This is a genomic window from Lichenifustis flavocetrariae (assembly GCF_026130545.1).
Taxonomy (GTDB): domain Bacteria; phylum Pseudomonadota; class Alphaproteobacteria; order Rhizobiales; family Beijerinckiaceae; genus Lichenihabitans; species Lichenihabitans flavocetrariae.
On the sequence record NZ_JAMOIM010000002.1, the window covers coordinates 380,835 to 405,693 of the forward strand.

The following is a 24,859-nucleotide window of genomic DNA, read 5'->3' on the forward strand; positions in this document are numbered from 1 at the left end:
CATCCACTCGCGAGGGCGGCCAAAACTTAGCCAGCCAGGAACTCAAACCCTACGCTCCGTCTTTTATTGAAACGTTTTGCATTGCAATGCACAAGAGCCCGTATTGATCTCGCACATGCACTGCCGGAGACGAAGATCGTGGATTCGACACTTCCCTATCGGCCGAACGTCGGCATTGCGCTCTTCAACTCCGCAGGTCTGGTCTTCGCCGGGATGGCCCTGAACGAAGGGCCGGAGCAGGTGGTGGCCGGCTTCGAATGGCAGATGCCGCAGGGCGGCATCGATCCGAACGAGGATCTCGAAATCGCGGCGCGCCGCGAACTCTTCGAGGAGACGGGAATCGGCGAGGTCTCGTTCCTGGCCGCGACCGAGACGTGGTGGGCCTATGATTTTCCACCCTATGCGGGTCCGCCGCATTCATTGAGCGGATTTCGTGGACAGACGCAGCGTTGGGTGGCCCTGCGGTTCGAAGGCCAGGAGAGCGCCATCAATGTCACGGAGCCAGCGAGCGGTCTGCGCCCGGAATTCTCGGCCTGGGCCTGGGTGCCGTTAGGGTCCCTGCCCGCGTTGGTCATGCCGCACAAACGGGCAACCTATACCAGGGTCGCGGAAGCCTTCCGCCGTTTCGCGGCGGAAGGGTCGTCATAAGTGCCGGGACCCGGTTCCGCGTCCCGGCTTCAGGCCGATAATCAGCGAACCGCCTGCCAGCCTTTGTAGTCGGCGACATTGTCACGTGTGACGAGCTTCGACGGCACCAAGGTGATCAACTGCTCAGGCTTCTTGCCCTGCAGAAGCTCGATGCCGACGTCGACAGCCTTCTGGGCCATGTAATAGGGGTCCTGGCTGGCCGAAGCCATGATCATCGGGCTCGCGGGGTTCTTGAGCGCCGCTTCGATGTCCGGCGCGCCGTCGACCGAGGTCATGACGATTCCAGTACGGCCGAGTTGCTTGGCCGCGAGGTCGCTGCCGATCACCTGCGGATCATTGATGGCGAAGAGGCCATCGACCTTGGGGAAGCGGGTGAACAAACTCTGAGCCACCGACAAGCCGCCATCGCGCGAGCCCTTGGCGTCCTGGTCGCTCGACAGGATCTTGATGCCAGGAGCAGCCGCGAACGCCTTCTTGCAGCCGGTGACGCGATCCACCACGGAGGAGACCTGCGGACCGTTTTCGATGATCACGTCACCCTTGCCGCTCAGCTTGTCGATGATGAACTGGCAGGCGATCTGCCCGGCCTGCACGTTGTCGGTCGTGACCGTCGCGTCCGCACCATCCGCCGCAGTGTCGACGGCCACCACCAGGATGCCGGCCGCCTGGGCCTTTTGGATCGCCGGCTTCAGGGCCTTGGGGTCGCCCGGGTTGAGCAGGATCAAGTCCACGCCCGAGGCGATGAAATTGTCGATCTGCGTGACCTGCTTGCCGAGGTCATAATCGAAGCCGACGGTTTGCACCTTGACGCTCGGGTTCGTCTTCTTGGCTTCCGCTTCGGCGCCCTTCGATAGGGCGATGAAGAACGGGTTGCCAAGAGAACCGAGCGAGATGCCGATCGATTTCAGATCCTTTGCGGATGCCGCGCCGTTCAGGAGCGCGAGGGCCGCGCCCGCGAGCAGAAGTTTCTTCAACATGGGTTTCCTTCCTGTGACACAAGTGACCGGCTCGGCCCGAGGCCGCGCCGGGGTTCCAGCACTTCAGCTGAAAGTTGAGATCAGGTGCGGGCGCCGCCGCTCATGCGATAGCGGTCGAGCGCCACGGCGCCGATGATCACAAGACCTTTGATGATAAACTGCCAGACGTCCGAAACGCCTGTCAGGATCAATCCATTCGCCAGCACCGCGATGATGAGCGCACCGACGAGCGTGCCGACGATCGATCCGACCCCGCCCACGAAGCTCGTGCCGCCGAGGATGACCGCCGCGATTGCATCGAGTTCGTAGCTCGTGCCGAGTTGGAGACCGTTGGCTGCATAGAGCCGTGCCGCCTGCATGACACCGCCCAGACCGGACAACAGTCCCGACGCTCCATAGACGAACAGCAGCACCGCCCAGACCTTGATGCCGGACAGCCGCGCGGCATCGGGATTGCCGCCGACGGCATAGATATGCACGCCGAGGACAGTGCGGCGCAGGACAAACCAGGAGGTGATGATCGCCACAACCGCGATGATGATGAGCCATGACACGCCGAACAGGCTGCCGTTGCCGATGAACGCGAAGGGCAAGTCTGAATTGAACACGGTCGTATCATCGCCCATCAGCCGGGCGACGCCGCGAACGGCCGTGAGCGATCCGAGTGTCACGATGAACGGCGGAAGCCGCATGGCCGAGATCAGGCCGCCATTGATGAGCCCGAAGGCCAGTCCGGTCAGAAGACCGGCCGGAATGCCCAAAATGCCGATGGAGGGGAACTTCGAAACGATGAGGGCCGCCATGGCCGCGACGGCCAGGATGGAACCGACCGACAGGTCGATGCCGCCGGTCAGGATCACGAAGGTCATGCCGGCGGCAAGAACCGTGTTGACGGCCGCCTGTTGGGCGACAGTGGACAGGTTGAGCGCCGAGATGAAGCGCCCGCTTGAAAAGGCGCTCGAGACACTGCCGCTTTCAACATAGCCGCTGAGGAACTGGAACATCAGGCCGATCAGGATTAGGATCGGCAGCATTCCAACGGCGCGAAGAATGCCCTGCATGTGCTGCTTGGCCGCGACGTTCTTCTGCGACGGGGCTTCGGTCGTCTTGACGGTCGACATGGCTTCCATCCCTTGCGTTCGTGTCGCGTCTCTTGGCTGAGACTTTACATCATTGTCTAGTTGGATTCCGGCCCGGGTCGCGGTTGCGCACGGGGATCAGGACGCTTTGGCAAGCTCGCGGTCGGCGGCGGTTGCCAGGGCGATGATTCGTTCCTGGTTGATCTGTTCGCCCTGCAATTCACCTTCGAGATGCCCCTCGCGCATCACCAGAATACGGTCCGCGATGCCGATGACCTCGGGCAGCTCGGACGAGATCACCAGGACACCGGCTCCGGCCTTGGCCAGTTCGTCGATGATCCGGTAGATCTCGGATTTCGCGCCGATGTCGACGCCGCGCGTCGGTTCGTCGAGGATCAGAACGAGCGGTTTGGTTTCGAGCAGGCGGGAGAGCAGCACCTTCTGCTGGTTGCCGCCCGAGAGCGAGCCGACGTTGACGTCGGCGCTGGCGACCCGGATGCTCAGGGCCGAAATCGCCGCCTTCGCGCGGGATTTCATCTTTGCCAGGTTGAGGATGCCGGATTTCGCATCCTTGCCGCAGATCATCAGATTGATGTTGTCCTTGACCGACATGTCGAGCAGCACGCCCTCGGCCTTGCGGTCTTCCGTCAGGTAGACGAGGCCGGCATCGATGGCATCCTGGGGACCTTTGATCTCGAGGGTCTTGCCCGCCAGGACGACCGTCCCGGTCACGTGGCGGTCGGCGCCAAACAGCATTCGGGCGAGTTCGGTCCGGCCCGCGCCGACGAGTCCGGCGAGGCCGAGCACCTCCCCCGCATGGAGAGCGAAGGACACGTCCTTGACACGCCGGCCGTCACCCATGTTGCGCACTTCGAGGATCGGCGCGGCATTGGGGCGGAACCGGTGTTCCTTCTTGTAGAAAGAGCCGAGATCGCGGCCGACCATCATCTTGACGATCGCGTCGGGCGTCATCTGATCGTGTTCGAGCGTTCCGACATAGGTCCCGTCCCGCAGGATCGAGACCCGGTCGGACAGTTCATAGACCTCCGCCATGCGATGCGAGATGTAGATGATCGCGATACCGTCCTGACGCAATTTCCGGACGATCGCGAAGAGCTTGTCGGTCTCGCGCGACGACAAGGCCGTGGTTGGCTCGTCCATGACCAGGATGCGGGAATTGGCGAAAACCGCGCGCGCGATCTCCACCATCTGCCGCTCGGCGATGGACAAGGTCGACACGATCGTGGTTGGTCCGAAGGTCGCACCGAGCCGCGCGAGAACCTCGCCCGCGCTCTTGCTCATCGCCGCACGATCGATGAAGGCCCCGTTCCGGGGCTCGCGACCCAGGAAGATGTTTTCAGCGACCGTCAGGTTGGGCGACAGAGCAAGTTCCTGGTAGATGATCGAGATGCCGGCCGCTTTGGATTCCAGGGGGCCGCGGCTGACCAGCGGAACGCCTGCCACTTTGATGATCGCACCGGGGTCCGCCTGGTAGGCGCCGGACAGGATCTTCATCAGGGTCGACTTGCCCGCGCCGTTCTCGCCCATCAGGGCATGGATCTCGCCGGGGGCGACCGTCAACTGCACATTGGAAAGGGCTTTAACGCCCGGAAACGTCTTGGAAATGTTGCGCATTTCCAAGATGGGGCCGTCATGAACCGCAGACGGCTCAGATCGATCGGTCATGACACTCCTCCTCCACGCTCGAGGCGGCCCAACCATCTCCGATGCGGGATGATTATGTGCAACGTGCATGTCTGCCTTGTCAAATGAGCGACACGCCTTGGCCACAATTTTCGAGCGATGCCACTCTGCGATCTGGTTGGCATGGGGCATGCAGAAGAGCCGGCTGAACCGAAGGCGGCCGACGCATGCATTTTCAGTGGATCGCACTCAGGTACTTCCGGGAAACCGTACAAACCCGGTCGATCCGCAAGGCGGCCGACCAGCTCAACATCGCGCCATCGGCCATCAACCGGCAGATCCTGAAGCTCGAAGAGCAGCTTAAATCACCTCTCTTCGAGCGAAGCAGCAAGGGATTGAAGCTGACGGCGGCCGGAGAAGTGTTCTACCGCTACGTCCTGAAGACCCATGCGGATCTCGATCGCGCCATCGCCGATGTCGACGACCTCAGGAGCGCGCGCCGAGGCCATGTCGTGGTCGCCTGCGAAGAAGGGATCGCCAAGGACTTTCTGCCGGCCGTCATCGGTGCTTTCCGGGCCCAGCACCGGCATGTGAGTTTCGGGGTGCATGTGCGCGACATGCAAACCGTCGTCTCCGACGTGGCCGAGGGGCTCGCGGATCTCGGGATCGCGTTCAGTCCTTCGAGCGAGCCGTGCATCCGGCGGCGCCGTGAAACGGCCGTCGCGATCGGCGCCGTGGTGCATCCCTCGCATCTGCTGGCGGACTGCGCTTCGATCAAATTGACGGACCTGATCGGGGAAACCCTGATCGTACCGGACAACGGTTTTTCGACCCGGCGCCTGTTCAATGCGCAATTGGGCGGAGACGCCGAACTTGTGATCGGGCGGCAGTTGGAGACGAACTCCTTCGAGACCATGACGGCGCTGATCAAGGCGGGCGTCGGGGTCGGCATCCGGTCGCGTGTGGGGATCGCGGGCGAAATCGGCCGCGGCGAGGTCGCCTTCGTGCCCTTCGAGGAACGCTCCTTTCCACGCGAGACGGTGGCCGCCATCGTCAAGCGGAACCGGATCCTGCCAGTGGCGGGCGCGTGTTTCGCCGAGGCGGTCGACGATGCTCTCAGCCAACTCGGCGACGAGCGGCTGCAGGCCGATCAGCCGGACACGATCTCGGTCCTGCCCAGCCTCGCCGGCTGAGGCAAGGGACTCGGATGAGGCTCACCCAAGGCCGGGTGCGCCGACTCGAAATCGTCCGGCACGGCCAGATCATTGTTGTCGTAGCGTTTCAGCCGATCGATGAACGAAGCCGACTGGAGGGAAAACAGGCGCGCCGTGACGCCACGAACGAGGCGGGGCATCGCATGACGATGGCCGCTGATCGAGGTCGAGTGCGGTCCTTGGCTGACGGCGCTGAGCCCGTTGAAAGCGAACACCTGGCGCACCCATCCATCTCTCTCATGCCGAGGAAGGAAGTTGAAATTCGCGTCCAGATAGGGAAAGGCCTCCAGTCGCGCGTCTTCCTGCGCCGGCGGCGGCGTGTACAGGTCGCGCCACAAAGCGACCAGGGGCGCGAGGGACGTCAATTCAGGTCGGGCCGCGAGATCGACGGCAAGACCCGTTCCGCAGAGCAGATGATCGCAGCGGAGGGCGCCCTGCGGCGTCGCGATGACGATCTCATCGCCATCGAGGCGCACGGACAGCCAGGGACGCCCCGGATGCAGGCTGAAGCGGGGGTGCGCCAGGGCTTCGGCGAAGGCGCGGTTCGGTGGCGGCTGGTCGGCCGCCCGAAAATGCCGCGCCACCTGCCATCGGATCGCATCGTCGAGTTCGTTGAAGTGCGTCATCGTACCGGCCGTTTCGAGATGCCGATGCGGATTCGACCGCGGCAACCGCGTCCGGCGGAAACAGAGGTCGACACGCGCAGCTCCGGCACGAAGCGCCGCATTGGCATTGTCGAAGGCCGATGCCCCATGGCCGAGAACCGCGACGCGACGCCCACGCAGCCGCTCGAAATCCACCGGCCCGTTGGTGTGATCGTATCGGTCGCGCGGCAGGTGATCGCTGATGAAATCCGGGACCCGCCAGGCCCCAGCGCCATCGAAGCCCGTGGCGATCACGACCGTGCGGGCGAAGCGGGCCGCGCGGCGTCCGTTCACCTCGGTCTCGACCGCCAGCACATTCTCGTCGGCTTCGGCGTCGCGGATGCCGACCACATCGGTCCCACTTTGAACCGCGAGGGCCAGTGTGGTGCGGTACCATCGAAGGTAGTCGGCCCAGTCGCGTCTCGGAACCCGCTCGATCGCCTCCCAGGCCGCACGACCGTGCCGGGCCGCGTACCACGTGGCGATCGACAGATTGGGACATCCGAACTCCAGGCCGTTCAGCGCCTTGGGGCTCCGCAGTTCCTCCATGCGGGCGAAGGCATCCCACACACCTTCCTGGCCGGCCTGCGCCCGGTCCAGGACGACCACGTCGTGCACCCCCTCACGCCGCAAGCTCGCCGCCGCCAGGAGACCCGACTGGCCGGCTCCGACGACGATGACGGCATGGACATGCTCGCCCTGCCGCGTCGCACATGCCTCGACCCAATCGGTCGCCGGGTAGGCGAGCGTCGCGAGGTCCCGGCGCGCGGCTTCGGCCAGCTCGGTCAGTGTCAGTTCGCTCACGCGGGTCTTTCCAAGGTTTCGCCGGTGGCTTGTCGGACGGGTGCCCGCCCACGTCGGCGCGCGTCGCGGCGGCGCTGGTAGACCTCCGTCAGCACGACGATGAGAGCGGTCAGAACCAGCACCGCCACCTGCATGGCGTTGAGGTCGGGGCTGAGTTCGCGGCGGAACTGCGACGCGACGATGAGGGACAGGGGCTGGGTCCGCCCCGCCAGATAGAGGCCGATGGTCAGATCGGCCAAGGACAGGATCACGCCCATGGAATAGGCCGCCATGACGGCGGGCTTGATCTGCGGAAAGGTGATGCGGCGAAAGCAGATCCAAGGGCTCGCACCGAGATCGCGGGCCGCCTCCGCGAGCCGCGGGTCGAGCCGGATCAGCACGGAAGCGATGATCGCGGTGGTGAACGGGATCACGACGATCACCTGAGCAAGAATGAGGGTCGCGGCGCCACGGCCGAGACCGAGGCGGCTCAGCACCATGGTCTGGGCAATGGACAGAACCGTTTTCGGCACCAGAAAGGGCACGAGAAGCAGCGCCGTCAGCATGATGCGCAATCGGCGACCGGCTGCGATCAATGCCATCGCGGCCGTCAGCCCGAGCCCGGCGCCCAGGATCCCGACCGGCTGGGCGACCAGAAAACTGGTGACGAACCCATTCTGGAAATTCGTATTGCCCGCCAGCGACCGGTACCAGTCGAGCGTGAAGCCCGACAGCGGAAAGGCCATCAGGCGCGACGCGTTGAACGAGAAGACCGCCAGGATGGCGATCGGCAAATACAGGAAGGCCACCGCGGCGGTCAGCACTGCGAGGCTCCGGCGGCTCATCGGGCGACTCGCGCAGGCCGGCCCCCGAGCCGGAGGATTCCAGCGGCGAGAAGCGCTGCGGCGACGATCAGCGTCAGCAGCAGGGTGAGTGCGAGGGCAGAGGCCGTAGGCCAGTCGAAGGCGGTGCCGAAGAAGTTGTCGATCGAGGCAAGCGCGGTCGCGCCCGAAGGGCCGCCGAGGAAATTAGGTGTCTGCATGTCGCCCGCCGAGAGAGCGAAGACCGCGAGCGCACCGGCGCAAAGTCCTGTGCTGGTCAAGGGAAGGGTGACGCGGATGAAGGCCGGGAGCGGGCGGGCGCCGAGGTCGCGGGCGGCCTCGACGAGGCGCATGTCGAGGCGTTCGAGCGCAATCCAGAGCGCCAGCGTCATAAAGGGCAGTTCATCGTAGAACAGGGCGAGTGCCGTGGTGAAGGGCGAGAAGAGCAGGAACTTCAGTGGGGCATCGACGAGATGCAGCCCCATCAGCAGGCTATTGACGAGCCCATCGGTGCCGAGCACCAAACGCCAGGCATAGATGCGCACGATCTCGCCGGTGTAGAGGGGCGTCAGCAGCACCACGAGGGCGACGCTCTTCCAGCGCTTTGGCAACCGCAGCAGAGACAGGGCGAGCGGATAGCCGGCAAGAGCCGTCAGAGACGTGGTCACACCGCCGGTCAGCACGGCCTTGCCGATCAGATAGGGATAGGTCGGGTTGCCGAGGATCTCGCGCCAGCTCGCAAGACCAAAGCCCGGCACGAGTTCGAAGGCATCGAAATCGACGCTCCAGAAGCTGATCACGACCAGGATGGTGAGCGGCAGGATCGCGCCGACGAGCAGCAACAGCACGACCGGGAGCGCCAAGATTTGACGGCTGTCTGGCATCAGGCCGCCGTGACGAAGGCTTTGTGGCCCAGTACCGCCAAAGGCACGGTCGCGCCGGGCTCCGGCGCTTCCTGCGCGGCGAAGCGCAACACCACGCCGTGGGCTTCCGCCTCCACCGTGAAATCCTGGCCCGCATAGGTCACGTGCCGGACTGTCGCGGGCACTGCCTCGCCCACGCGGCCCGGCGCCAGACTTTCGGGGCGCAGCACCAGGACCGCTGGTTCGCCTTGCGTGAAGGCAGGCCGGGCCGGCGCCTCGAAGGTACCGAGGGCGGTCCGGATGATCGCCCGATCCGCCGTGGCGCTGAGGATATGGCCGCTGACAAGACTGGCGCCGCCGATGAAATCGGCCACGAAGGTGCTGGCGGGACGACGATAGATCTCCTGCGGCGCCCCCGCCTGGACGATCCGCCCCGCATTCATCACCATGATGATATCCGACAGGGCGAACGCCTCCTCCTGATCGTGCGTGACATACACGAAGGCGATGCCGAGTCGGCGCTGCAGGTCCTTCAGTTCGACCTGCAGATGCGCCCGCATCTTGCGGTCGAGGGCCGACAAGGGCTCGTCGAGCAGCAGCAGGCGCGGCTCCGCCACCATGGCGCGGGCGACCGCCACGCGCTGCTGCTGGCCGCCCGACAGTTCATTCGGAAAGCGGTTCGTGAACTCGCCCATATGTACCGCGTCGAGCGCCCGGGCGACTTTCGCGGCAATATCGCCCGTTCCCGACCGAAGGGTCAGCGAAAACGCGACATTGTCGAACACGTTCATGTGCGGGAACAGCGCGTAGGACTGGAAGACGGTGTTGACCGGTCGCCGCTCGGGTGGGTCCGCATCGATCGGCCGTCCGTCGAGCAGAATCCGGCCGGCCGACGGCCGTTCAAACCCGCCGATCAATCTCAGGATCGTGGTCTTGCCGCAGCCGGACGGACCGAGCAGGGTCGTAAAAGCCCGCTCGCCGAGATCGAAATCCACGCGATCCACGACGGGCGGCCCCCCATAAGATTTGGTGAGCCCGCGCGCGGAAAGCAGAACGTGTGCGGGCTCTCGGTGCGTCAAGCGGCCTTCACCTCGTTCCAGATCTTCAGCCAGGCCGAATAATTGGGCGGGGCGACGGGCCACATGAAGCTGTTCATGACCGAGAGATCGTCGACGAAGATGGCTTCCTGCTTCTCGTGGGTGAGCTTGTCCCGGATGATGTTCGACGAGGTGGCGTAATTGCCGATCTCCGCGATGGCCGAGGCATAATCGGCGCCCAGGAGGTAATTGCCGAACGCATGAGCGGCCGCCACCTTGTCGTCGGACAGCGTCGCCGGGATCGCGAAGCAATCACTCCAACCGAAAATTCCGGCCTTGGGCTTGGCCATGCCCATCGGCAGCTTGTCGCGCAACGCATCGAAGGGCACCCGCCAGGAGAAGGCGCAGGTCACCTCATTGGTGGCGAACAGATTTGTGAGATCGCCAATCGTCTGCCAATAGGTGCGCAGCAGCGGCTTCTGGGCGATCAGGGCTTTCTTGGCCTCGGCCAGCTCGGCGTCGCTCATGGTGAAGACGTGATCGCGCGGCACGCCAATGAAGAGACCCGCCACCGCGATGCTTTCGAGCGCATAGTCGCGCATCGCCAGCTGGCCTTTGTATTTGCTGTCGAACAGCGTCGCGTAGGTCGGCTCCTCGCTATACTTGTCCTTCCGGTAGACGATCGGGTTCAAGCCCCAGAGATACGGGATTGCGTAGGTCTTGCCGTCCTTGCCCACCACCTTGTCGGTGTCCTTGAAGGGGGCGTACATGTATTGCCGGTTGGGGATCTTGGTGAGATCGAGCGGCTGCAGGACCTTGGCGTCGATGTAACGCCACGTGCCGTTCAGGCCCGGATTGACCACGTCCCAATCCTTGGCCGCACCCGTCTTCAGCGCCGCGAATTGCGCGTCCTCACTGCTGAGGAACGACAGCTTGATGGCCGTGCCGGTCTCCTTCTTGAACGGATCCACATATTCGGGATGGGCGTTCGAATCCCAGGTTGCCCAGACGAGTTCCGAGACGGCTGCCTTGGCGCGATCGAGCGACAGGGCACCTGCTGCCACGCCTCCGACGATGCTGGCCAGCGTTTGGCGTCGGGTCAAAAGCGCAGACATGCGGATCTCCATGGCGCCGCGGCGATGCAGCGGTGAGACCGATCGTGTCTGAAACGTTGCCTCACCGGAAGGCACGTGTTCCGCACGGGGCGTTGTCGAAACGGCAACGGTCCAGCCTGACGGTCAGAGAGTGGTGAGTTGCCGGGCCACTCTGAGGAGAAGCGCGTCACTCCCCATCATGCCGACCAGATGCAGGGGAAGCGGGAGCCCGTCGCGGTCCGGTCCAATGGGAACCGATAATGCCGGCGTACCGGCAATGTTCGCCAGCATCGCATAGGGCGCGAAGGCCTCCATGCGGCGCCAGTGCAGCTCCACGTCGCCGTGATCCATCGGCATCGCCCCGATCGGCGTCGGTGCCGTCGCCAACATGGGCGTCAGCAACACGTCCATGTCACCGAAGAGACGCCACATCTCATGAGCGACGCCGACGGCTGCGGCCTGCGCCTCCTGCAACTCGACCCCGGAGATCGCGCGACCCCGAGCCAGCACCGCGCGTGTGAGCGGCTCGACGCGCGCAAGGTCGTCGTCTCCGAGCCCAGCGAGGTTGCGGGCGAGGTTGACGGAAATGATCCGATCGAAGGCCCGCGCCGACGCGAGAGTCAGCGGCGCCAGATGTTCGGGCGGCACCACGATGAGCGTATGGCCGTTCCGGGCCAAGACATCCGCGGCCGCCGCGACGGCGTCGCGCCGCGCGGGATCGATGCTGCCCGGCATGCCGAGGCAGAGCCCGACACGTAACCGGGGAAGCGGCTCTTCCAACCGCGCCAGGACCGATCCGCCGAGATCGGGGTCGGGTTCCGGCCCCTGGGCGCGACCTGTCACGGCGTCGAGAGCGGCTGCGGTATCGCGCAGGCTCCGGCTCAACACGAGTTCGATGGCGATCCCGCTCAGATGGTTGCCGAAACCAGGGCCGCCCGGCACCGCTCCACGGCTTGGCTTCAGGCCGACCAGGCCACAGCAGGCGGCCGGCACGCGGGTCGATCCACCGGCGTCGCCGGACTGCGCCAAGGTGACGATGCCGGCCGCCACGGCCGCAGCCGCGCCACCCGACGAGCCGCCCGGCGTTCGGGTGGAATCGAGCGGATTGCGAGCCACGGGACCGAGGTCGGGTTCGGACGTCGTCGCCAGACCGAATTCCGGCACTGTCGTGACACCGAACGGCACGAGACCCGCGGCCAGGAAGCGCGCCGCAAGATGGCTGTCGACCTGGGGCGGCGGCATGCCTTCGAGCAGCCGGGAGCCGCAGACGACCGGGAATCCGGCCGCCGCAGACCCGAGATCCTTCATCAGAAAGGGCACACCAAAGAACGGCATGGAGGCCGCTTCCTCCGGCTTGTCGGCCAGGAGGCGGTCGAGTTCATCGGCGCGACCACGAGCACGGGCCGCATCCAGAAAGCGGATCGCTCCCAGGTGTTTTACGGACTCAGCCGCTCCCAGTGCGGCATCCAGGGCCGCGCGGGCCGAGAGGCGGCCGCTGCGGATATCCGCCGCGAGGGCCAGTGCGTCGCGCGGATCGTCAGACGGAAAAGGCATCGGGACCGGCCTCTCTGGTTGCGGCGGCGCCAGGATCCATGGCTGTGCGATGCCGTTCAGTCGATCGGACGGCTCAATTCTTGCCACCGAGAACCCGCAGGTCCTCGTCGTCCAGTTCCACCGGCTGCCCGCTGCGGATCAGCTCGGCAAAGCCTTCGTTCGGAGTCATGACGGTCAAAGTATAGAGTTTCCCTGAGCCGGTATTCTCAATGACGTGCTCGCTGCCCGGCCGAAGCAGAAGCGCATCGCCCTTCTTGATCGGCATCGTCTTGTCCGCGCAGCGCGCCATTCCTTCACCCGCCAGCACATAGAAGAATTCATGTGCGGCCGCGTGTTCGTTCGGCGGCGTGGCGCCTCCAACCGTGAAGATCTCGATCACGAAGATATTGTCGATCTGGTCCTTCTCGCCATCGAACAGCATGGCGAAATAATTCGTGTCGTTCGGACCGATGCGAAACGCCTTGGCGGAGCTGACGCTTTCGAGACTGAAGGGGAGCATGTCTTTCGGTTCCGGTGAAGCTCAGAGACGTCATGCCCCAGCGATGACCGAGGGAGAAGCCGCAAGTTTCGCACCACCTGTTGCCAATCCGGCAACGCCCACCTGCCGAGGCGCATCCAGGCAAACTGGAACACCCCGTGCGCGCCTTTCAGCCCCGTCCACGACCGGAGCGTGTCGGCAAGACAAGATGCTCGATGAAGTTGCGCAGCTCGGTTTGGCGAAGCCTTGGGTCCGCCACCTGATCGTCCACACCCAGGCGCCAGGCAAGATCGCGGCGATCCGGCTCCCGACCTAAAGCTTCGATCAGCGATGCCTGGTCCTCCACGTCCGTCCAGGTTCGCGCGAGACCCTGCTCGATCAGGTCGTCGCCCTGGCGGCGCAGCGCGTCGGCGATTTCCGACAGCGGCAGTTCGGGATGGTATTGGACGCCCCAGAACACGCCATGCCCGAACCGCACCTCGGCGGCCTGGACGCGGGTCACGCCGTTGGTCGCAAGAAGGGTGGCGCCTTCGGACGGGAGGACTTCGACCTCGTCGGAGTGGATCGCCCCTGCGTCGTAGACAGAGGGCCGACCTGCCAGGAGCGGGTGCGTCTGGCCGGCCTCGGTCCGCAAGATGCGCCGAGCGAAAGCGACTTCGTGACCCCGCCGGCACTCTCGAACAGTGCCGCCGGCCGCCGCAACGGCCACCTGAAGCCCGGCGCAGGAGCCGAAACTCGGCGTCGCGGCCTCGAAGACGGCACGCATGAACTCGAGCTGGCGCCGGACCTCGGGCGTCTCCCTGTAGACGTGCATAGGGGAGCCCGTCAGGAATACGGCGTCGTATGCGGCGAGATCCTGCGCCGGTCTCGCATTCCCGCCAGGCTCGACCGGCCGCACAAGCTCGCATTCGGCGTTCGGACAGATCGTTTGCAGCGTCGCCATATAGCTCTCGCCACTGCTGCGGCCGGTGCTCTGTCGCCTCCGTTCCCGATCCTGAACCGTCTCGCTCTCGGCGATGAGTAATCGTAGAGAGTCGGGCATGTGTGGATCAGTCAATTCGGAGGAGGAGCCCAAGATCGGGCGCTGGTCGGCGGGAAAGTATGGTGCCCGCGGAGGCACATTCAGATGGCAGAAGCGCGCAGGAACCAGGGAGGGTCTCGAATGATCTGGAAACTACTGTTGTTGCTTGTCCTGCTAGCCGCCATGTGGCTGGGGGACCCTGCCTCCGCGCAAACGTTGTCGTCGGCCAACGTCGTCCCGCTCCGGGTGCGAACGCCCCATTCCGGGTTCAACCGCTTGGTTGTCAGCATCACCCTGTGTGAGCCGGGGACGGATCGTTGTGCGACGGTCGACGACATCATGGTCGACACGGGATCAACAGGTCTGAGGCTCGAAGCCTCGGCCCTCCCGTCGGAGTTCCGGCTCCCGCCATTCCTGGGGCCGGACGGCAAGTCCCTCGCAGAATGCCTGCGTTTCGTCCACGATGACGCCTGGGGGCCACTATTCCGCGCCGACCTTCGGATCGGCGGCATGACGGTTCCTGGCCTGCCCATCCAGATCATTGCCGATGATCCCCGGCCCTGCCCCGATGGGTGCCCGATATCCACGGCCAAGCCGACGTCGAACGGGACCCTCGGGATCGGGCCGCATCTGCTCGACTGCCAGGGAGACTGCTTGCAGGACCCGAGCCGGCCCGGCGTTTTCGAGCAGGAGGGCGGATCGTGGCGTCCGATCCGGGGATCGGTTCCCGCCGCGAGCCGCCTGCCGAACCCGATTTCTCTCTTTCCAAATCATCGGAACGGCGTCGTGTTCGACCTTCCCGCGGTCCCTGCTCGGGACACCAACGAGATCGTCGGGACCCTGACCTTCGGGGTCGGGGATGCGGCGAACAACGGGATCGGCGACGCCCGCATCGTCCGGATGGACGAAAACGGCCTCTTCACAACCCTCTACGGCACCGCCGCCTTTGCCGCGAGCTACATCGACAGCGGCACCGAGACCTACATCCTCGCCGACGATCACCTCCCGCGATGCGCGGGAATGAGCTGGGCATTCTGCGTGTCGCCCGAACGAACGTTCGCTGCGACGATGGTTGGCTTTGACGGCATGCACGTACCGATCACGTTCAAGGTCGGCGATTATCGAAGCGCCCTGGACCACCACGTGGGCGCCTGGGACGGGTTCGCAGAAGCAGCGAACGCCTTATCACAGGCGTTCGTATGGGGAGCCCCCCTCTTCCTCGGCCGCAGGATCGCCCTTGTCTTCGACGGCATGGAGGTCGATGGACTGAAACGCACGCAGGGTCCCCTCTACGCTTTCCCGTAAGTGCCCGAGTCCTCTGCCGTCCGTCGTCAAGAGAGTTCGCCGGCGATCCTGAGAACTGGAGTTCTCACAGGTTTGTGGCTCTCCGCGTCGCGATATCCCCGATGCCGTTGACTTGGCCGGCGTTGAGAGCCGGGCAGCAATTGCCACCTAGCCGCTCGGGGATGGGCGTTGCCATGGCGCAAGGAGATGGCTGGCCGGCTCCGGCATGCGAACGGGCAACGTCCTATGGCTGGTATTGCTCGTCGGAGACGTGTTCCAGCCAATCCACTGGCGAACCATTCAGCTTCTCCTGAATGGCGATGTGGCTCATGGCAGTGGTAGGCCCGGCACCGTGCCAGTGCTTCTCGCCCGGTTCGAACCAGACGACGTCCCCTGGACGGATGTCCTCGATGGGGCCGCCCTCGCGCTGCACCCGGCCGAAGCCGGCCGTGACGACCAGCGTCTGGCCGAGCGGATGGGTGTGCCAGGCCGTCCTGGCGCCGGGCTCGAAGGTGACCAGCGCCATGCCGACGCGGGCGGGCTCGGGTGGATTGTTCAAGGGATCAATCCGGACCGTGCCGGTGAACCAATCCGCCGGCCCCTTGCCTGACGGCTGCGAGCCGCTTCGCTTGATGTCCATGGAATGTCGCTCCGAAAGAGTAGCCGCTGATCTCTCGTCCGAGAAATAGCACTGCCGCTTGCCCGCGATTAGGCATTAGAATCTGCAAGAGCCCATAAGGTCAGCTTCTGAATGCCGCGCGAAAGCCTCAATGATCTGTCGGCCTTCCTGACGGTGGCGCGGGAACGGAACTTCACCAGGGCGGCCGCCAAGCTGGGCGTTTCGCAGTCGGCGCTGAGCCAGACCATGCGCGGCCTCGAAGCCCGACTGGGCGTGCGGCTGCTGACGCGCACGACCCGCAGCGTCTCCCCGACCGACGCGGGCGAGCGCCTGCTCCGGACGATCGGACCCAAGATCGACGATATCCAGGCCGAGCTGGCGGGGATCAGCGATTTCCGCGAGCAGCCGGCAGGCACCATCCGCATCAGCGCCGACGAGCATGCGGCGGCCATGATCATCTGGCCGGTCCTGGAACGTTTCCTGCCGGACTATCCGGACATCAGCGCCGAGATCGTCGTCGACAACGGGTTGATCGACATCGTCGCCGAGCGGTTCGACGCCGGTGTCCGAGTTGGGGGCATCGTCGCGAACGACATGATCGCCGTGCCGATCGGTCCCGACATCCACATGGCGGTGGTCGGCTCGCCGGCCTACCTGGCGGCTCGCAACAAACCCAAGGTCCCCCGGGACCTCACCGACCACCGCTGCATCAACTTTCGCCTGCCGACCTACGGGGGGCTCTACGCCTGGGAGTTCGAGAAGGCCGGAAAGGAGCTGAGGGTCCGGGTGGAAGGGCAGTTCGCCTTCAACACGATCGCCTTGATGCTCAGCGCGGCCCTGGCCGGTTTCGGCCTCGCTTATTTGGCCCTGGATCAGGTTCAGCCGCACCTGGACAGCGGACGGCTCGTCCAGGTACTGGCCGACTGGTGTCCGTCCTACTCGGGGCATCACCTCTGTTACCCGAGCCGCCGGCAGCAATCCCCCGGCCTTCGCCCTGCTGGTCGCCGCCCTCCGCTTTCGAGCGGGACCGCCGACGCCAGATCTCCCCTCTCCGTAAGACGCCGCATCCCTGGCGGGCGGTTTGCCGGGCCGACCTGACCGAAGACGGCCCCGCCCGGACCGCCTGCGGCAACGGTCGAGACCGAACTTGCCGGACTGGTGCCTGACTGCGGGCTTGACCTTACCACGATGGGAAGGTGCAGGAAGGGGATCAAAGGGCAAATCACATGGTCGGATCAGCACAAGAACATCGAGTGTCTAAACAGGGCTGCAGTTGCGCAGGTGGTGATCAGCATGCGCCTGCCCGACGAACGCAAATGGTGACGGATCCCGTGTGCGGGATGTCTGTTGATCCGGCCAAGTCGGTCCACCAGGCCACGCATGGCGGCAGACCCTATCATTTCTGCTCGGCCGGGTGCCGGACGAAGTTCGTGTCCGATCCGGCGAAGTACATTGCCGCCGGAGCCGCGCACCCGGGTGACGATCATGGGCCTGACTACCACGGAGACCTGTCTGAAGAAGAAGCTTCCGGGTCGGACGAGCAACGGATCATCAAGGACCCTGTCTGCGGCATGGTGGTGGACCCGGATACCGCGAAGCATCGGGCCGAGCGTGAAGGTCGCGCCTACTTTTTCTGCTCGGCCGGATGTCGGACCAAGTTCCTGGCGGACCCTGCCAAGTACCTTTCATCCAAGCCGGCCGATCCTGACGCTCCGGTGCCCGAGGGGGCGATCTACACCTGCCCGATGCATCCGCAGATCCGGCAGGAAGGCCCTGGAAGCTGCCCTATTTGCGGCATGGCCCTGGAGCCGCTCACAGTCGCGGCGGAGGCGCCGCCCAACCATGAGCTGACGGACATGAGCCGCCGCTTCTGGATCGGGCTCGCTCTGACGCTGCCCATCGTGATCCTGGAGATGGGAGGCCACCTACCGGCCCTGGGCCTCGACAGGCTCATCCCGTCTCACGTGTCGACGTGGGTGCAGTTCGCGCTGTCGACACCGGTCGTGCTGTGGGCAGGCTGGCCGTTCTTCGAGCGCGGCTGGGCCTCGGTGGTCCACCGTAGCCTGAACATGTTCAGCTTGATCTCGATCGGGACGGGCGCCGCCTACCTCTATAGCCTCGCCGCGACCTTCGTGCCGGGCCTTTTCCCATCCGGCTTCCATGAGAGTGGCGGCATGGTCGCCGTCTACTTCGAGCCTGCGGCCGTCATCGTCGTCCTGGTGCTGCTCGGTCAAGTGTTGGAACTGCGTGCCCGCGACCAGACCGGTGGGGCGATCCGGGCTCTGCTCAATCTGGCGCCCAAGACGGCCTGGCGTGTCGGCGCGGCCGGCCTCGACCTGGAGGTACCCTTGGCGGAGGTGCAGGTCGGCGATTCACTCAGGGTCCGGCCCGGCAGCGGCGTGCCGGTGGACGGACTCGTGCTCGACGGCAGGAGCGCGGTCGACGAATCCATGGTGACGGGCGAGTCGATGCCCGTCGGCAAGGAGGCTGGCGACAAGCTCATCGGCGGCACGGTCAATGGCACCGGCTCGCTCGTCATGCGGGCCGACAAGATCGGGTCGGACACGATGCTGGCGCGCATCGTCCAGATGGTGTCCGAGGCGCAGCGCAGCCGCGCCCCGATCCAGCGCATGGCCGACACCGCCTCGGGCTATTTCGTTCCCGCCGTGCTGGCGATTGCCGTCCTGGCATTCGTGGCCTGGGCCGCCTGGGGACCTTCGCCGGCGCTGTCCTATGGGCTGATCGCGGCCGTGTCGGTCCTGATCATCGCGTGCCCCTGCGCGCTCGGCTTGGCCACGCCGATGAGCATTGGGGTCGGGGTCGGCAAGGGCGCGAGCTCGGGCATCTTGATCAAGTCCGCCGAGGCGTTGGAGCGGATGGAGAAGGTCGACACCCTGGTGGTGGACAAGACCGGTACGCTGACCGAAGGCAAGCCCAAGGTCACGGCGATCTTGCCCGCTGATGGTTTGTCCGAGACAGACGTGCTCGCCCTGGCGGCGAGCCTGGAACGATCGAGCGAACATCCGCTCGCCGCCGCCATCGTGGCTGCGGCACGCGATCGGGGGATCGTCATCCAGGACCCTACGGACTTTGCTTCCGTCACGGGCAAGGGGGTTACCGGAAGGGTCGGGGTCCGCGAGGTAGCTCTCGGCAACGAGGCGATGATGCAGCAACTCGGCATCCAGTCTGGCTCCCTTGCTGCAAGAGCCGAGGTCCTTCGCGGCGCCGGGGCGACCGCCCTGTTCATGGCGGTGGACGGCAAGGCGGGCGCGGTGATCGCCATTGCGGATCCGGTCAAGCCGAGCACGGCAGCGGCGCTCGACGCCTTGCGGGCAGGCGGCATCCGCATCGTCATGCTGACAGGCGACGACATCGCGACCGCTCAGGCGATCGGCCGGAAACTCGGCATCAAGGAGGTGCAAGGCGGCGTTCTGCCGGAGGGCAAGCATGCCGCAATCCGCAAGCTCAAGGCCGAGGGCCGCGTCGTTGCCATGGCCGGCGATGGTGTGAACGACGCGCCAGCTCTCGCCGAGGCCGATGTCGGGATCGCCATGGGGACCGGCGCGGAGGTCGCGATCCAAAGCGCCGGGATCACGCTGGTCAAGGGCGACCTCGCCGGGATCGCGCGTGCCGCCGCCCTCAGCCGGATGACGATGCGCAACATCCGGCAGAACCTGATATTCGCCTTCGCGTACAACGCCATCGGCATCCCGGTGGCGGCCGGCGTGCTCTACCCGGCCTTCGGCATCCTGCTCAGTCCCATCTTCGCCGCCCTCGCGATGTCGCTCAGCTCCGTATCGGTCATCGGCAATGCCCTGCGCCTCAGATCCGCGCGCCTCGACTGAGAAGAAGGCTCGATGCTGAGATCGACGAAGATTTATCCGCTGGGTGGGGCGTTTTGAGACCCAGCTTGACTGGAGAAAGAACCGCGCCGAATTTGCCGGAGGCTTATGTCGTCAAATCATGCGGCCACGGCTGGGGTTTCCACCATGACGGAGAGGCGAGCCTCGGCTTCGGCAGTCCCTCGAGCAGGGCTTGCAACATTCCCTTTTAAAGCCCGGCGTCTTCTTCTTGCATGCGGCGGGCGGCCGGCGCGGCGCCGTATAGCTCGCGGCGAATGTAGGTCCAAGCTGCCAGGGTGCCTTTCCGAACGTGGCGCAACTCCCGGCCGGCCAGGCGCACGCCGAGCCCAGCCCCGGCGGGAAGGACACTGGCCGCTGCATAGAGATCGGGAATCTCGGCGAGCAGCTTGGAAAGCTCGTCGGCCATACGCACGTTCGCGTCGTCCTGTCCCGGCCGGGCAAGCAGCATCGTGCCGAAGGCTTTGTTGGCAGCAGTCCGGCCGCGCCCAAGGCTTCTAATGTCCATGCGGTCGACCAGCATGGGTTCTCCGCCGCATCGGAGAGTCAGGGTCGAGCAGAGGCGACGAAAGCTTCGATCCAGCGCCATGGGATCGTGGATGGTGAACGTGTCTGCGACGAGGGCGACACCGCCCGGCGCACAGTCGATGTCGATGATCTGGTCGAGTGCTGCATCAGGGAACAGGATCCGGGCTTCCGGGAGGTATTCGAAATAGCCCTCCGGCTTGACCTCAATAGCGACGGCTTCGTGTGTGGTCAGTTCGGGTGCCGCGCGATGGATCGGCGAGGCCCCCTGCGTGGTGCAATGTGCGGCCGCGCCAGAGCCGATGTGAAACCGCTGGTGCAGCCAATCCCCGCCATGCAGGGCACTGCTGCTCGTTTGCAGGATCACGGTAAGAAGGTGCGCCGGAGCTTGGTCGAGCGCGAAGGTTCGCGTCAGCACGTAGGGCCAACGGAAAAGCCGGCGGCCGAGGATGGTGCGCTCGCCGTGGCGCACGAAGGCGAGATCGAGCTGCGCGCGAACTTCCTGTAGCTTCGCTGTCACGCGCGAAACAGCACATCGCGCTCGATCATCCCCACCACCGCGTCGATCCCCTCCCCCTTGCGGCAATTGGTGAGAAGCACAGGCCGATTGCTGCGCACCGCGAGCGCTTGCTCATGCATGCGCGCGAGATCGACGCCAACGTGGGGGGCGAGATCGGTCTTGTTGATGACGAGCAGGTCGCAGCGGATGACGCCGGGGCCGCGCTTGCGGGGGATGTCGTCGCCCCCCGCGACATCGATCACGAACATCCAGAAATCCGTGAGGTCGCGCGAGAAGGTCGAGGCGAGGTTGTCACCGCCGCTTTCGAGCAGGATCAGTTCGACACCGGGGAAGCGGCGTTCGAGCTCGTCGGCCGCCTCGATGTTCAGCGTCGGGTCCTCCCGGATCACCGTATGCGGGCAGGCCCCCGCCTCGACGGCGGACACCCGCGCCGGGTCGATCAGGCCGGAACGCCGAATACGTTCCGCATCCTCGGCCGTGACGAGGTCGTTGGTGATCACGGCGAGGTCAATGCCGCGGCCGAGGAGGGCCGGGATCAGCCGCTCGACCAGCGCCGTCTTGCCTGAGCCGACCGGACCGCCGATCCCTACGCGCGCCGCGGCGATGCGCGCGCCTTTTGTCTTCTGCACCCCGGTCATCGCAACATGTATCTCCGGGCGAGCGGGACCTTGGTGGCAGGCTCGCACATCAGCAATGTGCCGTCGGCCCGTACCTCGAAGGTCTGCGGATCGACCTCGACGTGGGGCATGGCGGCATTGCGCACCATGTCGGTCTTGCGCAGCTTTCGCACGTTCTTGATCGGCACCATCGCCTTGCCGAGGCCGAGCTTGCGGCCGACATCGGCGTCGAGCGCGAGCTTGGAAACAAAATTGACCCCGAGGTGCTGCGGCGCCGCGCCAAGCGCGCCCCACATGCGCTTCTGGATCATCGGCTCGGCGAGCCCCAGGCTCCCGTTACCGTCGCCCATCGCGGCCCAGGCGATGAAGCCGCTCTTGATCACCATATAAGGCTTGATGCCGAAGGAGGCGCGCGGCCAGAGCACGAGGTCGGCCATCTTGCCAACTTCTATCGAACCCACATGGGCGTCGATACCGACCGCGATGGCCGGATTGAGGGTGAGCTTGGCGACATATCGCTTGATGCGTTCGTTGTCGGCCTTGGCGGTCGTCTCCTCGGGCAGACGGCCGATGCGCTCCTTCATGACGCTCGCGAGCTGCCAGCAATTGGCGACGTTTTCGGCGAGCCGGCCCATGCCCTGCGTGTCGGTGCCGAAGATCGAGATCGCGCCCATGTCGTGCAAAAAGTCTTCCGCCGCCGCCGACTGCGCCCGAACCCGCGCTTCGCCGAAGGCGACATCTTCGGGGATGTTGTAGTTGAGCTGGTGACAGATCATGGTCATCGGCACCCCCTCCTCCAAACCGTAGCTCGTGAACGGGTTGGTGGGATTGGTCGATGACGGGATGACATTGTCGTAGGAGACGACTTTGAGCAGGTCGGGCGCATGGCCGCCCCCTGCCCCCTCGACGTGATACATATGGATAGTGCGACCCTCGACGGCCGCCATCGTGTCCTCGCAGAAGCCGAATTCGTTGATTGAGTCGGTGTGCAGATGCACCGCGAAATCGTGACGGTCGGCCGCGATCAGACTGCCGTCGATCACTGACGGCGCGGCTCCGAAATCCTCATGGATCTTGACCGACATGCCGCCGGCCGCGACCGATTCCTCTACCGCTTCCGGGTTCGAGGAACCACGCCCGAACAGCGCGTAGTTCAGGGGAGAAAATTCGGCCGCGCGCAGGAACGTGCCGAAGGTCGTGGTGCTGCCGCTGCCGACGTCGAACAGCGGCCCCGGCCCATTGCCGATCATCGTCGTGGTGCCGCCCGCGAGCGCATGGTCTGATTGTTCGGGCGAGCCGAGATGGGCGTGCGACTCGACCGCGCCAGCCGTGACGATAAACCCGGCGCCGGAGACCGGCGACGTCGTGTGACCCACCACCATGTCGGGATGCACCCCCGGCATGACATCCGGGTTACCGGCCTTGCCGATCCCGACGATGCGACCATCGCGGATGCCGATGTCGGCCTTGACGATGCCCGCGACCGCATCGACGATGGTCGCATTCTTGATGACGATATCGAGGATTTTGTCCGAGGACTTCAGATAGCCGTTGATGCCCTCGCCATCGCGCAGGTTCTTGCCGGCGCCGATCAGCAGTTCATGCCCGTAGACCGTGAAATCATGCTCGATCTCGGCGAAGAGTTCGGTGTCGCCCAGCCGCACGAGGTCGCCTTTGGTCGGACCGTAGAGTTCCGCATAGGCCTGCCGGCTCAATCGCGCCATCAGGCTCAGGCTCCGAGATAGCCGCGGGACTTGGCCAGCGCGAGCGAGGCCTGTTTGGCGCCGGCCGCATCGAGCGCACCGTTCACGAGGCCGGCCTGGCCACGAACCACGCGGTTGCCCTCGATGGGCACGAGCCGCACCGCCTTGACGACGCCCGGTTCGAACCGGACACCCGTGCCGGCCGGCCGGTCGATCTTCATGCCCCAGGCTGCCGCACGATCGAAATCGAGCGCGCGGTTGACCTCGAAGAAATGCGTGTGGCTCCGCACCTGCACGTCACGGTCGCCGGTGTTGACGACGTCGATGGTGACGGCAGGAAGGTCCGTGAACATCTCGATATCGTCGTCGGGCGAGATGATCTCGCCGGGCACGACCTTGTCCGTGACAGATTTGGTGCCCGGTGAGATCGGCTCAAACAGCGCGATGACCTTGGTGCCCTCGGCGAACAGGCATTCGATGTAGAGCATGGGGATCATCTCGGCGACGCCGGGCTCGACGTCGTCGGTGGTCAGCAGCCGGCTCGCCATGTCGCGGATCTCGTCATAGGGAAAGTCGCGCCGCGCGGCGAGCATCACCTCGTCGGTGAGAAAAGCCACCGCTTCCGGATGACTCAGCCGGATGCCGAGACGGCGGTTGCGGCGAGCCATTTCGGCCGCCGTGAAGATGATCAACCGATCCATTTCGGTGGGTGACAGGTTCATCATGGGCTTTGTCTCAGGTCGTGAACATGCGGATCGGCCGGGCTTTCCCACGCGACACCGCGATATCGATCAGCGGCGTGAAGCTCGACGGGAGGGCATCGGGGAGCATGGGCTCCGCCAACAGCTCGGCAAGCACAGCCCGCGCGCTTTGCAGGGCACGCTGGGCCTCGACATGGCCGATCACGCCGAGCCGGACGGCGGCGCTGACAAGGCCGTGGACCAGAGTCCAGCCCGAGACCAATTCTGCGGCCTGCGGGGCGAGGCCGGCATCGCGGTAGACGACGGCCTGAACCACAGGGAGATGACCGAGGTGCGGCGCGTCGGCGAGACAGGTGCGGTAGGCCACCGAGAGCGCGCCGCCGAGTCGCACCGACACGCCCAGCAAGGCGCGGCCCGCGCGACGCGACCCCTCGCGCATAGGGGCTGACGGGGTGGCGGCCTCGGCATCGCGGTCGATGGCGGCGATTGCCGCGATGTCGCCGGCCCGGTAGGCGCGGTCGAGCAGCACACGATCCATGCTGTTCCAGCGTAGCGTGAGATGTTCCCAAACGAAATCGTCGAGATCCCGCGCATTCTCCAGCAAACCGTCGGCTGCCAACCCCTCGATGCCCCACGAGAACGCGAAGCCCCCGGCCGGATAGGCGCTGTCGCCATATTGCAGCAGCGCCAAGGCCGTGGCGGTATCAAACATCGGCGAGGTCCACGATGTCGCCTTCGGCCAGGAGATGCGCGATGCGGGCGCGATAATCCGCGGGCGGACCATCGAGCAGAATCACGAGACACTCGCCCTCGAAACGCACCCGCCAGTGCAGATTGCCGGCATGCCAGCCGAGCTTGAGGGCCGCCGTCGCATTGATGGGCCGCAATCGCCACAGCGCCTGTTGACCGAAGCGGACGATGATGGCGCGGTCGTGCTCAAGCCAAAGTAGCGCGCCGTCGATCAGATCCTCGTCGCGGTCGAGGCTGACGGCGCAATCCGTGCCGCGATCCGTGGCACGCCGAAAGCGCTTCCGCCCCGCCTCCTCGGGCGGTACGAACAGGAACTCGATACCGCCATGATGTTCCACATGATGCAGGCGGTCATGCAGTCCCGCATCCGCCTCGTGGCCGACAATGCCGTGCAGCCTCAGCATGCGTGGGTCTCGGGCAACG

At 65.3% G+C, this 24,859-nt stretch carries 22 protein-coding genes and 1 pseudogene; 5 read left to right on the forward strand and 18 right to left on the reverse strand.

From position 1 onward, the window contains the following. The first annotated feature begins 138 nt into the window (after window positions 1-138). Window positions 139-648, forward strand: a complete 510-nt coding sequence (locus M8523_RS05280; RefSeq protein ID WP_282583774.1) for an RNA pyrophosphohydrolase — start codon at window positions 139-141, stop codon at window positions 646-648. Window positions 649-689: 41 nt separating this feature from the next. Here the strand turns inward: M8523_RS05280 and M8523_RS05285 are convergent, their stop codons facing one another. The 3 genes from M8523_RS05285 to M8523_RS05295 all read right to left on the reverse strand — a co-directional run bounded on the left by M8523_RS05285 (window position 690) and on the right by M8523_RS05295 (window position 4,390). Then, entirely contained in the window at window positions 690-1,625 is a 936-nt protein-coding gene (locus tag M8523_RS05285) for an ABC transporter substrate-binding protein (protein ID WP_282583775.1), read from the reverse strand. A gap of 80 nt (window positions 1,626-1,705) precedes the next feature. After that, complete coding sequence (locus tag M8523_RS05290) at window positions 1,706-2,746, reverse strand: ABC transporter permease subunit (protein ID WP_282583776.1); 1,041 nt, start codon at window positions 2,744-2,746, stop codon at window positions 1,706-1,708. A 96-nt stretch (window positions 2,747-2,842) separates the two neighbouring features. Continuing rightward, window positions 2,843-4,390: a sugar ABC transporter ATP-binding protein gene (locus tag M8523_RS05295; RefSeq protein ID WP_282583777.1), complete on the reverse strand. Its 1,548-nt coding sequence runs from the start codon at window positions 4,388-4,390 to the stop codon at window positions 2,843-2,845. Window positions 4,391-4,575: 185 nt separating this feature from the next. Between M8523_RS05295 and M8523_RS05300 the strand changes: the two genes are divergently transcribed. Beyond that, complete coding sequence (locus M8523_RS05300; RefSeq protein ID WP_282583778.1) at window positions 4,576-5,541, forward strand: LysR family transcriptional regulator; 966 nt, start codon at window positions 4,576-4,578, stop codon at window positions 5,539-5,541. On the opposite strand, the gene M8523_RS05305 is transcribed toward M8523_RS05300, so the two are convergent. From M8523_RS05305 to M8523_RS05340, 8 genes are all read right to left on the reverse strand, one after another. Continuing rightward, complete coding sequence (locus M8523_RS05305; RefSeq protein WP_282583779.1) at window positions 5,499-7,010, reverse strand: NAD(P)-binding domain-containing protein; 1,512 nt, start codon at window positions 7,008-7,010, stop codon at window positions 5,499-5,501. The two genes, M8523_RS05300 and M8523_RS05305, sit on opposite strands and share 43 nt — an antisense overlap. After that, window positions 7,007-7,834 (reverse strand): ABC transporter permease, encoded by an 828-nt coding sequence (locus M8523_RS05310; RefSeq protein ID WP_282583780.1) that lies wholly within the window; start codon window positions 7,832-7,834, stop codon window positions 7,007-7,009. The genes M8523_RS05305 and M8523_RS05310 overlap by 4 nt, the downstream gene beginning before the upstream one ends. Further along, window positions 7,831-8,694 carry an ABC transporter permease gene (locus M8523_RS05315; protein WP_282583781.1) on the reverse strand — a complete coding sequence of 288 codons (864 nt, stop codon included), beginning with the start codon at window positions 8,692-8,694 and terminating at the stop codon, window positions 7,831-7,833. The genes M8523_RS05310 and M8523_RS05315 overlap by 4 nt, the downstream gene beginning before the upstream one ends. After that, a complete protein-coding gene (locus tag M8523_RS05320) occupies window positions 8,694-9,668 on the reverse strand; it encodes an ABC transporter ATP-binding protein (RefSeq protein WP_282583782.1) in 975 nt (324 codons plus the stop codon). The genes M8523_RS05315 and M8523_RS05320 overlap by 1 nt, the downstream gene beginning before the upstream one ends. An 80-nt stretch (window positions 9,669-9,748) precedes the next feature. After that, window positions 9,749-10,825 carry an ABC transporter substrate-binding protein gene (locus tag M8523_RS05325; RefSeq protein WP_282583783.1) on the reverse strand — a complete coding sequence of 359 codons (1,077 nt, stop codon included), beginning with the start codon at window positions 10,823-10,825 and terminating at the stop codon, window positions 9,749-9,751. A gap of 123 nt (window positions 10,826-10,948) precedes the next feature. Further along, entirely contained in the window at window positions 10,949-12,358 is a 1,410-nt protein-coding gene (locus M8523_RS05330; RefSeq protein WP_282583784.1) for an amidase, read from the reverse strand. Between the two features lie 73 nt (window positions 12,359-12,431). After that, window positions 12,432-12,857, reverse strand: a complete 426-nt coding sequence (locus M8523_RS05335) for a cupin domain-containing protein (RefSeq protein WP_282583785.1) — start codon at window positions 12,855-12,857, stop codon at window positions 12,432-12,434. Between the two features lie 148 nt (window positions 12,858-13,005). Beyond that, window positions 13,006-13,878 carry a type 1 glutamine amidotransferase gene (locus M8523_RS05340; RefSeq protein ID WP_282583786.1) on the reverse strand — a complete coding sequence of 291 codons (873 nt, stop codon included), beginning with the start codon at window positions 13,876-13,878 and terminating at the stop codon, window positions 13,006-13,008. Window positions 13,879-13,998: 120 nt separating this feature from the next. On the opposite strand from M8523_RS05340, the gene M8523_RS05345 reads away from it, so the two are divergent. Beyond that, a complete protein-coding gene (locus tag M8523_RS05345) occupies window positions 13,999-15,162 on the forward strand; it encodes a DUF3443 family protein (RefSeq protein WP_282583787.1) in 1,164 nt (387 codons plus the stop codon). Window positions 15,163-15,385: 223 nt separating this feature from the next. Here M8523_RS05345 and M8523_RS05350 read toward each other — a convergent pair whose 3' ends face one another. Beyond that, window positions 15,386-15,781 (reverse strand): (R)-mandelonitrile lyase, encoded by a 396-nt coding sequence (locus M8523_RS05350; RefSeq protein WP_282583788.1) that lies wholly within the window; start codon window positions 15,779-15,781, stop codon window positions 15,386-15,388. A gap of 111 nt (window positions 15,782-15,892) precedes the next feature. Between M8523_RS05350 and M8523_RS05355 the strand changes: the two are divergent. Together M8523_RS05355 and M8523_RS05360 are read left to right on the forward strand one after the other, a co-directional pair. Then, window positions 15,893-16,817: pseudogene (locus M8523_RS05355) on the forward strand (LysR family transcriptional regulator). A 283-nt stretch (window positions 16,818-17,100) separates the two neighbouring features. Further along, window positions 17,101-19,605 (forward strand): heavy metal translocating P-type ATPase, encoded by a 2,505-nt coding sequence (locus M8523_RS05360; protein ID WP_428349864.1) that lies wholly within the window; start codon window positions 17,101-17,103, stop codon window positions 19,603-19,605. A gap of 205 nt (window positions 19,606-19,810) precedes the next feature. Here the strand turns inward: M8523_RS05360 and M8523_RS05365 are convergent, their stop codons facing one another. Genes M8523_RS05365 through ureE form a run of 6 tightly spaced genes read right to left on the reverse strand, consistent with a single transcriptional unit; the run spans window position 19,811 to window position 24,840 of the window. Then, entirely contained in the window at window positions 19,811-20,665 is an 855-nt protein-coding gene (locus tag M8523_RS05365) for an urease accessory protein UreD (RefSeq protein WP_282583790.1), read from the reverse strand. After that, window positions 20,662-21,270, reverse strand: coding sequence for an urease accessory protein UreG (gene ureG / locus M8523_RS05370; RefSeq protein ID WP_282583837.1), 609 nt, complete (start codon window positions 21,268-21,270; stop codon window positions 20,662-20,664). Before ureG ends, M8523_RS05365 begins: the two co-directional genes overlap by 4 nt. 29 nt (window positions 21,271-21,299) lie before the next feature. Then, window positions 21,300-23,006, reverse strand: coding sequence for an urease subunit alpha (ureC, locus tag M8523_RS05375; RefSeq protein WP_282583791.1), 1,707 nt, complete (start codon window positions 23,004-23,006; stop codon window positions 21,300-21,302). A 5-nt stretch (window positions 23,007-23,011) separates the two neighbouring features. Then, window positions 23,012-23,710: an urease subunit beta gene (gene ureB / locus M8523_RS05380; RefSeq protein ID WP_282583792.1), complete on the reverse strand. Its 699-nt coding sequence runs from the start codon at window positions 23,708-23,710 to the stop codon at window positions 23,012-23,014. A 10-nt stretch (window positions 23,711-23,720) separates the two neighbouring features. Continuing rightward, window positions 23,721-24,398 carry an urease accessory protein UreF gene (locus tag M8523_RS05385; protein WP_282583793.1) on the reverse strand — a complete coding sequence of 226 codons (678 nt, stop codon included), beginning with the start codon at window positions 24,396-24,398 and terminating at the stop codon, window positions 23,721-23,723. Continuing rightward, entirely contained in the window at window positions 24,391-24,840 is a 450-nt protein-coding gene (gene ureE / locus M8523_RS05390) for an urease accessory protein UreE (protein WP_282583794.1), read from the reverse strand. The genes M8523_RS05385 and ureE overlap by 8 nt, the downstream gene beginning before the upstream one ends. Window positions 24,841-24,859: the final 19 nt, after the last annotated feature.

Excerpts from the sequence above, each read along its gene's own strand:
- M8523_RS05290 (WP_282583776.1), bottom strand. The coding sequence starts at position 2,746 with ATGTCGACCGTCAAGACGACCGAAGCCCCGTCGCAGAAGAACGTCGCG.
- M8523_RS05295 (WP_282583777.1), bottom strand. The coding sequence starts at position 4,390 with ATGACCGATCGATCTGAGCCGTCTGCGGTTCATGACGGCCCCATCTTG.
- M8523_RS05315 (WP_282583781.1), bottom strand. The coding sequence starts at position 8,694 with ATGCCAGACAGCCGTCAAATCTTGGCGCTCCCGGTCGTGCTGTTGCTG.
- ureE (WP_282583794.1), bottom strand. The coding sequence starts at position 24,840 with ATGCTGAGGCTGCACGGCATTGTCGGCCACGAGGCGGATGCGGGACTG.
- ureC (WP_282583791.1), bottom strand. The coding sequence starts at position 23,006 with ATGGCGCGATTGAGCCGGCAGGCCTATGCGGAACTCTACGGTCCGACC.
- M8523_RS05310 (WP_282583780.1), bottom strand. The coding sequence starts at position 7,834 with ATGAGCCGCCGGAGCCTCGCAGTGCTGACCGCCGCGGTGGCCTTCCTG.
- M8523_RS05385 (WP_282583793.1), bottom strand. The coding sequence starts at position 24,398 with ATGTTTGATACCGCCACGGCCTTGGCGCTGCTGCAATATGGCGACAGC.
- M8523_RS05330 (WP_282583784.1), bottom strand. The coding sequence starts at position 12,358 with ATGCCTTTTCCGTCTGACGATCCGCGCGACGCACTGGCCCTCGCGGCG.
- M8523_RS05345 (WP_282583787.1), top strand. The coding sequence starts at position 13,999 with ATGATCTGGAAACTACTGTTGTTGCTTGTCCTGCTAGCCGCCATGTGG.
- M8523_RS05300 (WP_282583778.1), top strand. The coding sequence starts at position 4,576 with ATGCATTTTCAGTGGATCGCACTCAGGTACTTCCGGGAAACCGTACAA.
- M8523_RS05350 (WP_282583788.1), bottom strand. The coding sequence starts at position 15,781 with ATGGACATCAAGCGAAGCGGCTCGCAGCCGTCAGGCAAGGGGCCGGCG.
- M8523_RS05335 (WP_282583785.1), bottom strand. The coding sequence starts at position 12,857 with ATGCTCCCCTTCAGTCTCGAAAGCGTCAGCTCCGCCAAGGCGTTTCGC.
- ureB (WP_282583792.1), bottom strand. The coding sequence starts at position 23,710 with ATGATGAACCTGTCACCCACCGAAATGGATCGGTTGATCATCTTCACG.
- M8523_RS05360 (WP_428349864.1), top strand. The coding sequence starts at position 17,101 with ATGTCTGTTGATCCGGCCAAGTCGGTCCACCAGGCCACGCATGGCGGC.
- M8523_RS05325 (WP_282583783.1), bottom strand. The coding sequence starts at position 10,825 with ATGTCTGCGCTTTTGACCCGACGCCAAACGCTGGCCAGCATCGTCGGA.
- M8523_RS05340 (WP_282583786.1), bottom strand. The coding sequence starts at position 13,878 with ATGCCCGACTCTCTACGATTACTCATCGCCGAGAGCGAGACGGTTCAG.
- M8523_RS05285 (WP_282583775.1), bottom strand. The coding sequence starts at position 1,625 with ATGTTGAAGAAACTTCTGCTCGCGGGCGCGGCCCTCGCGCTCCTGAAC.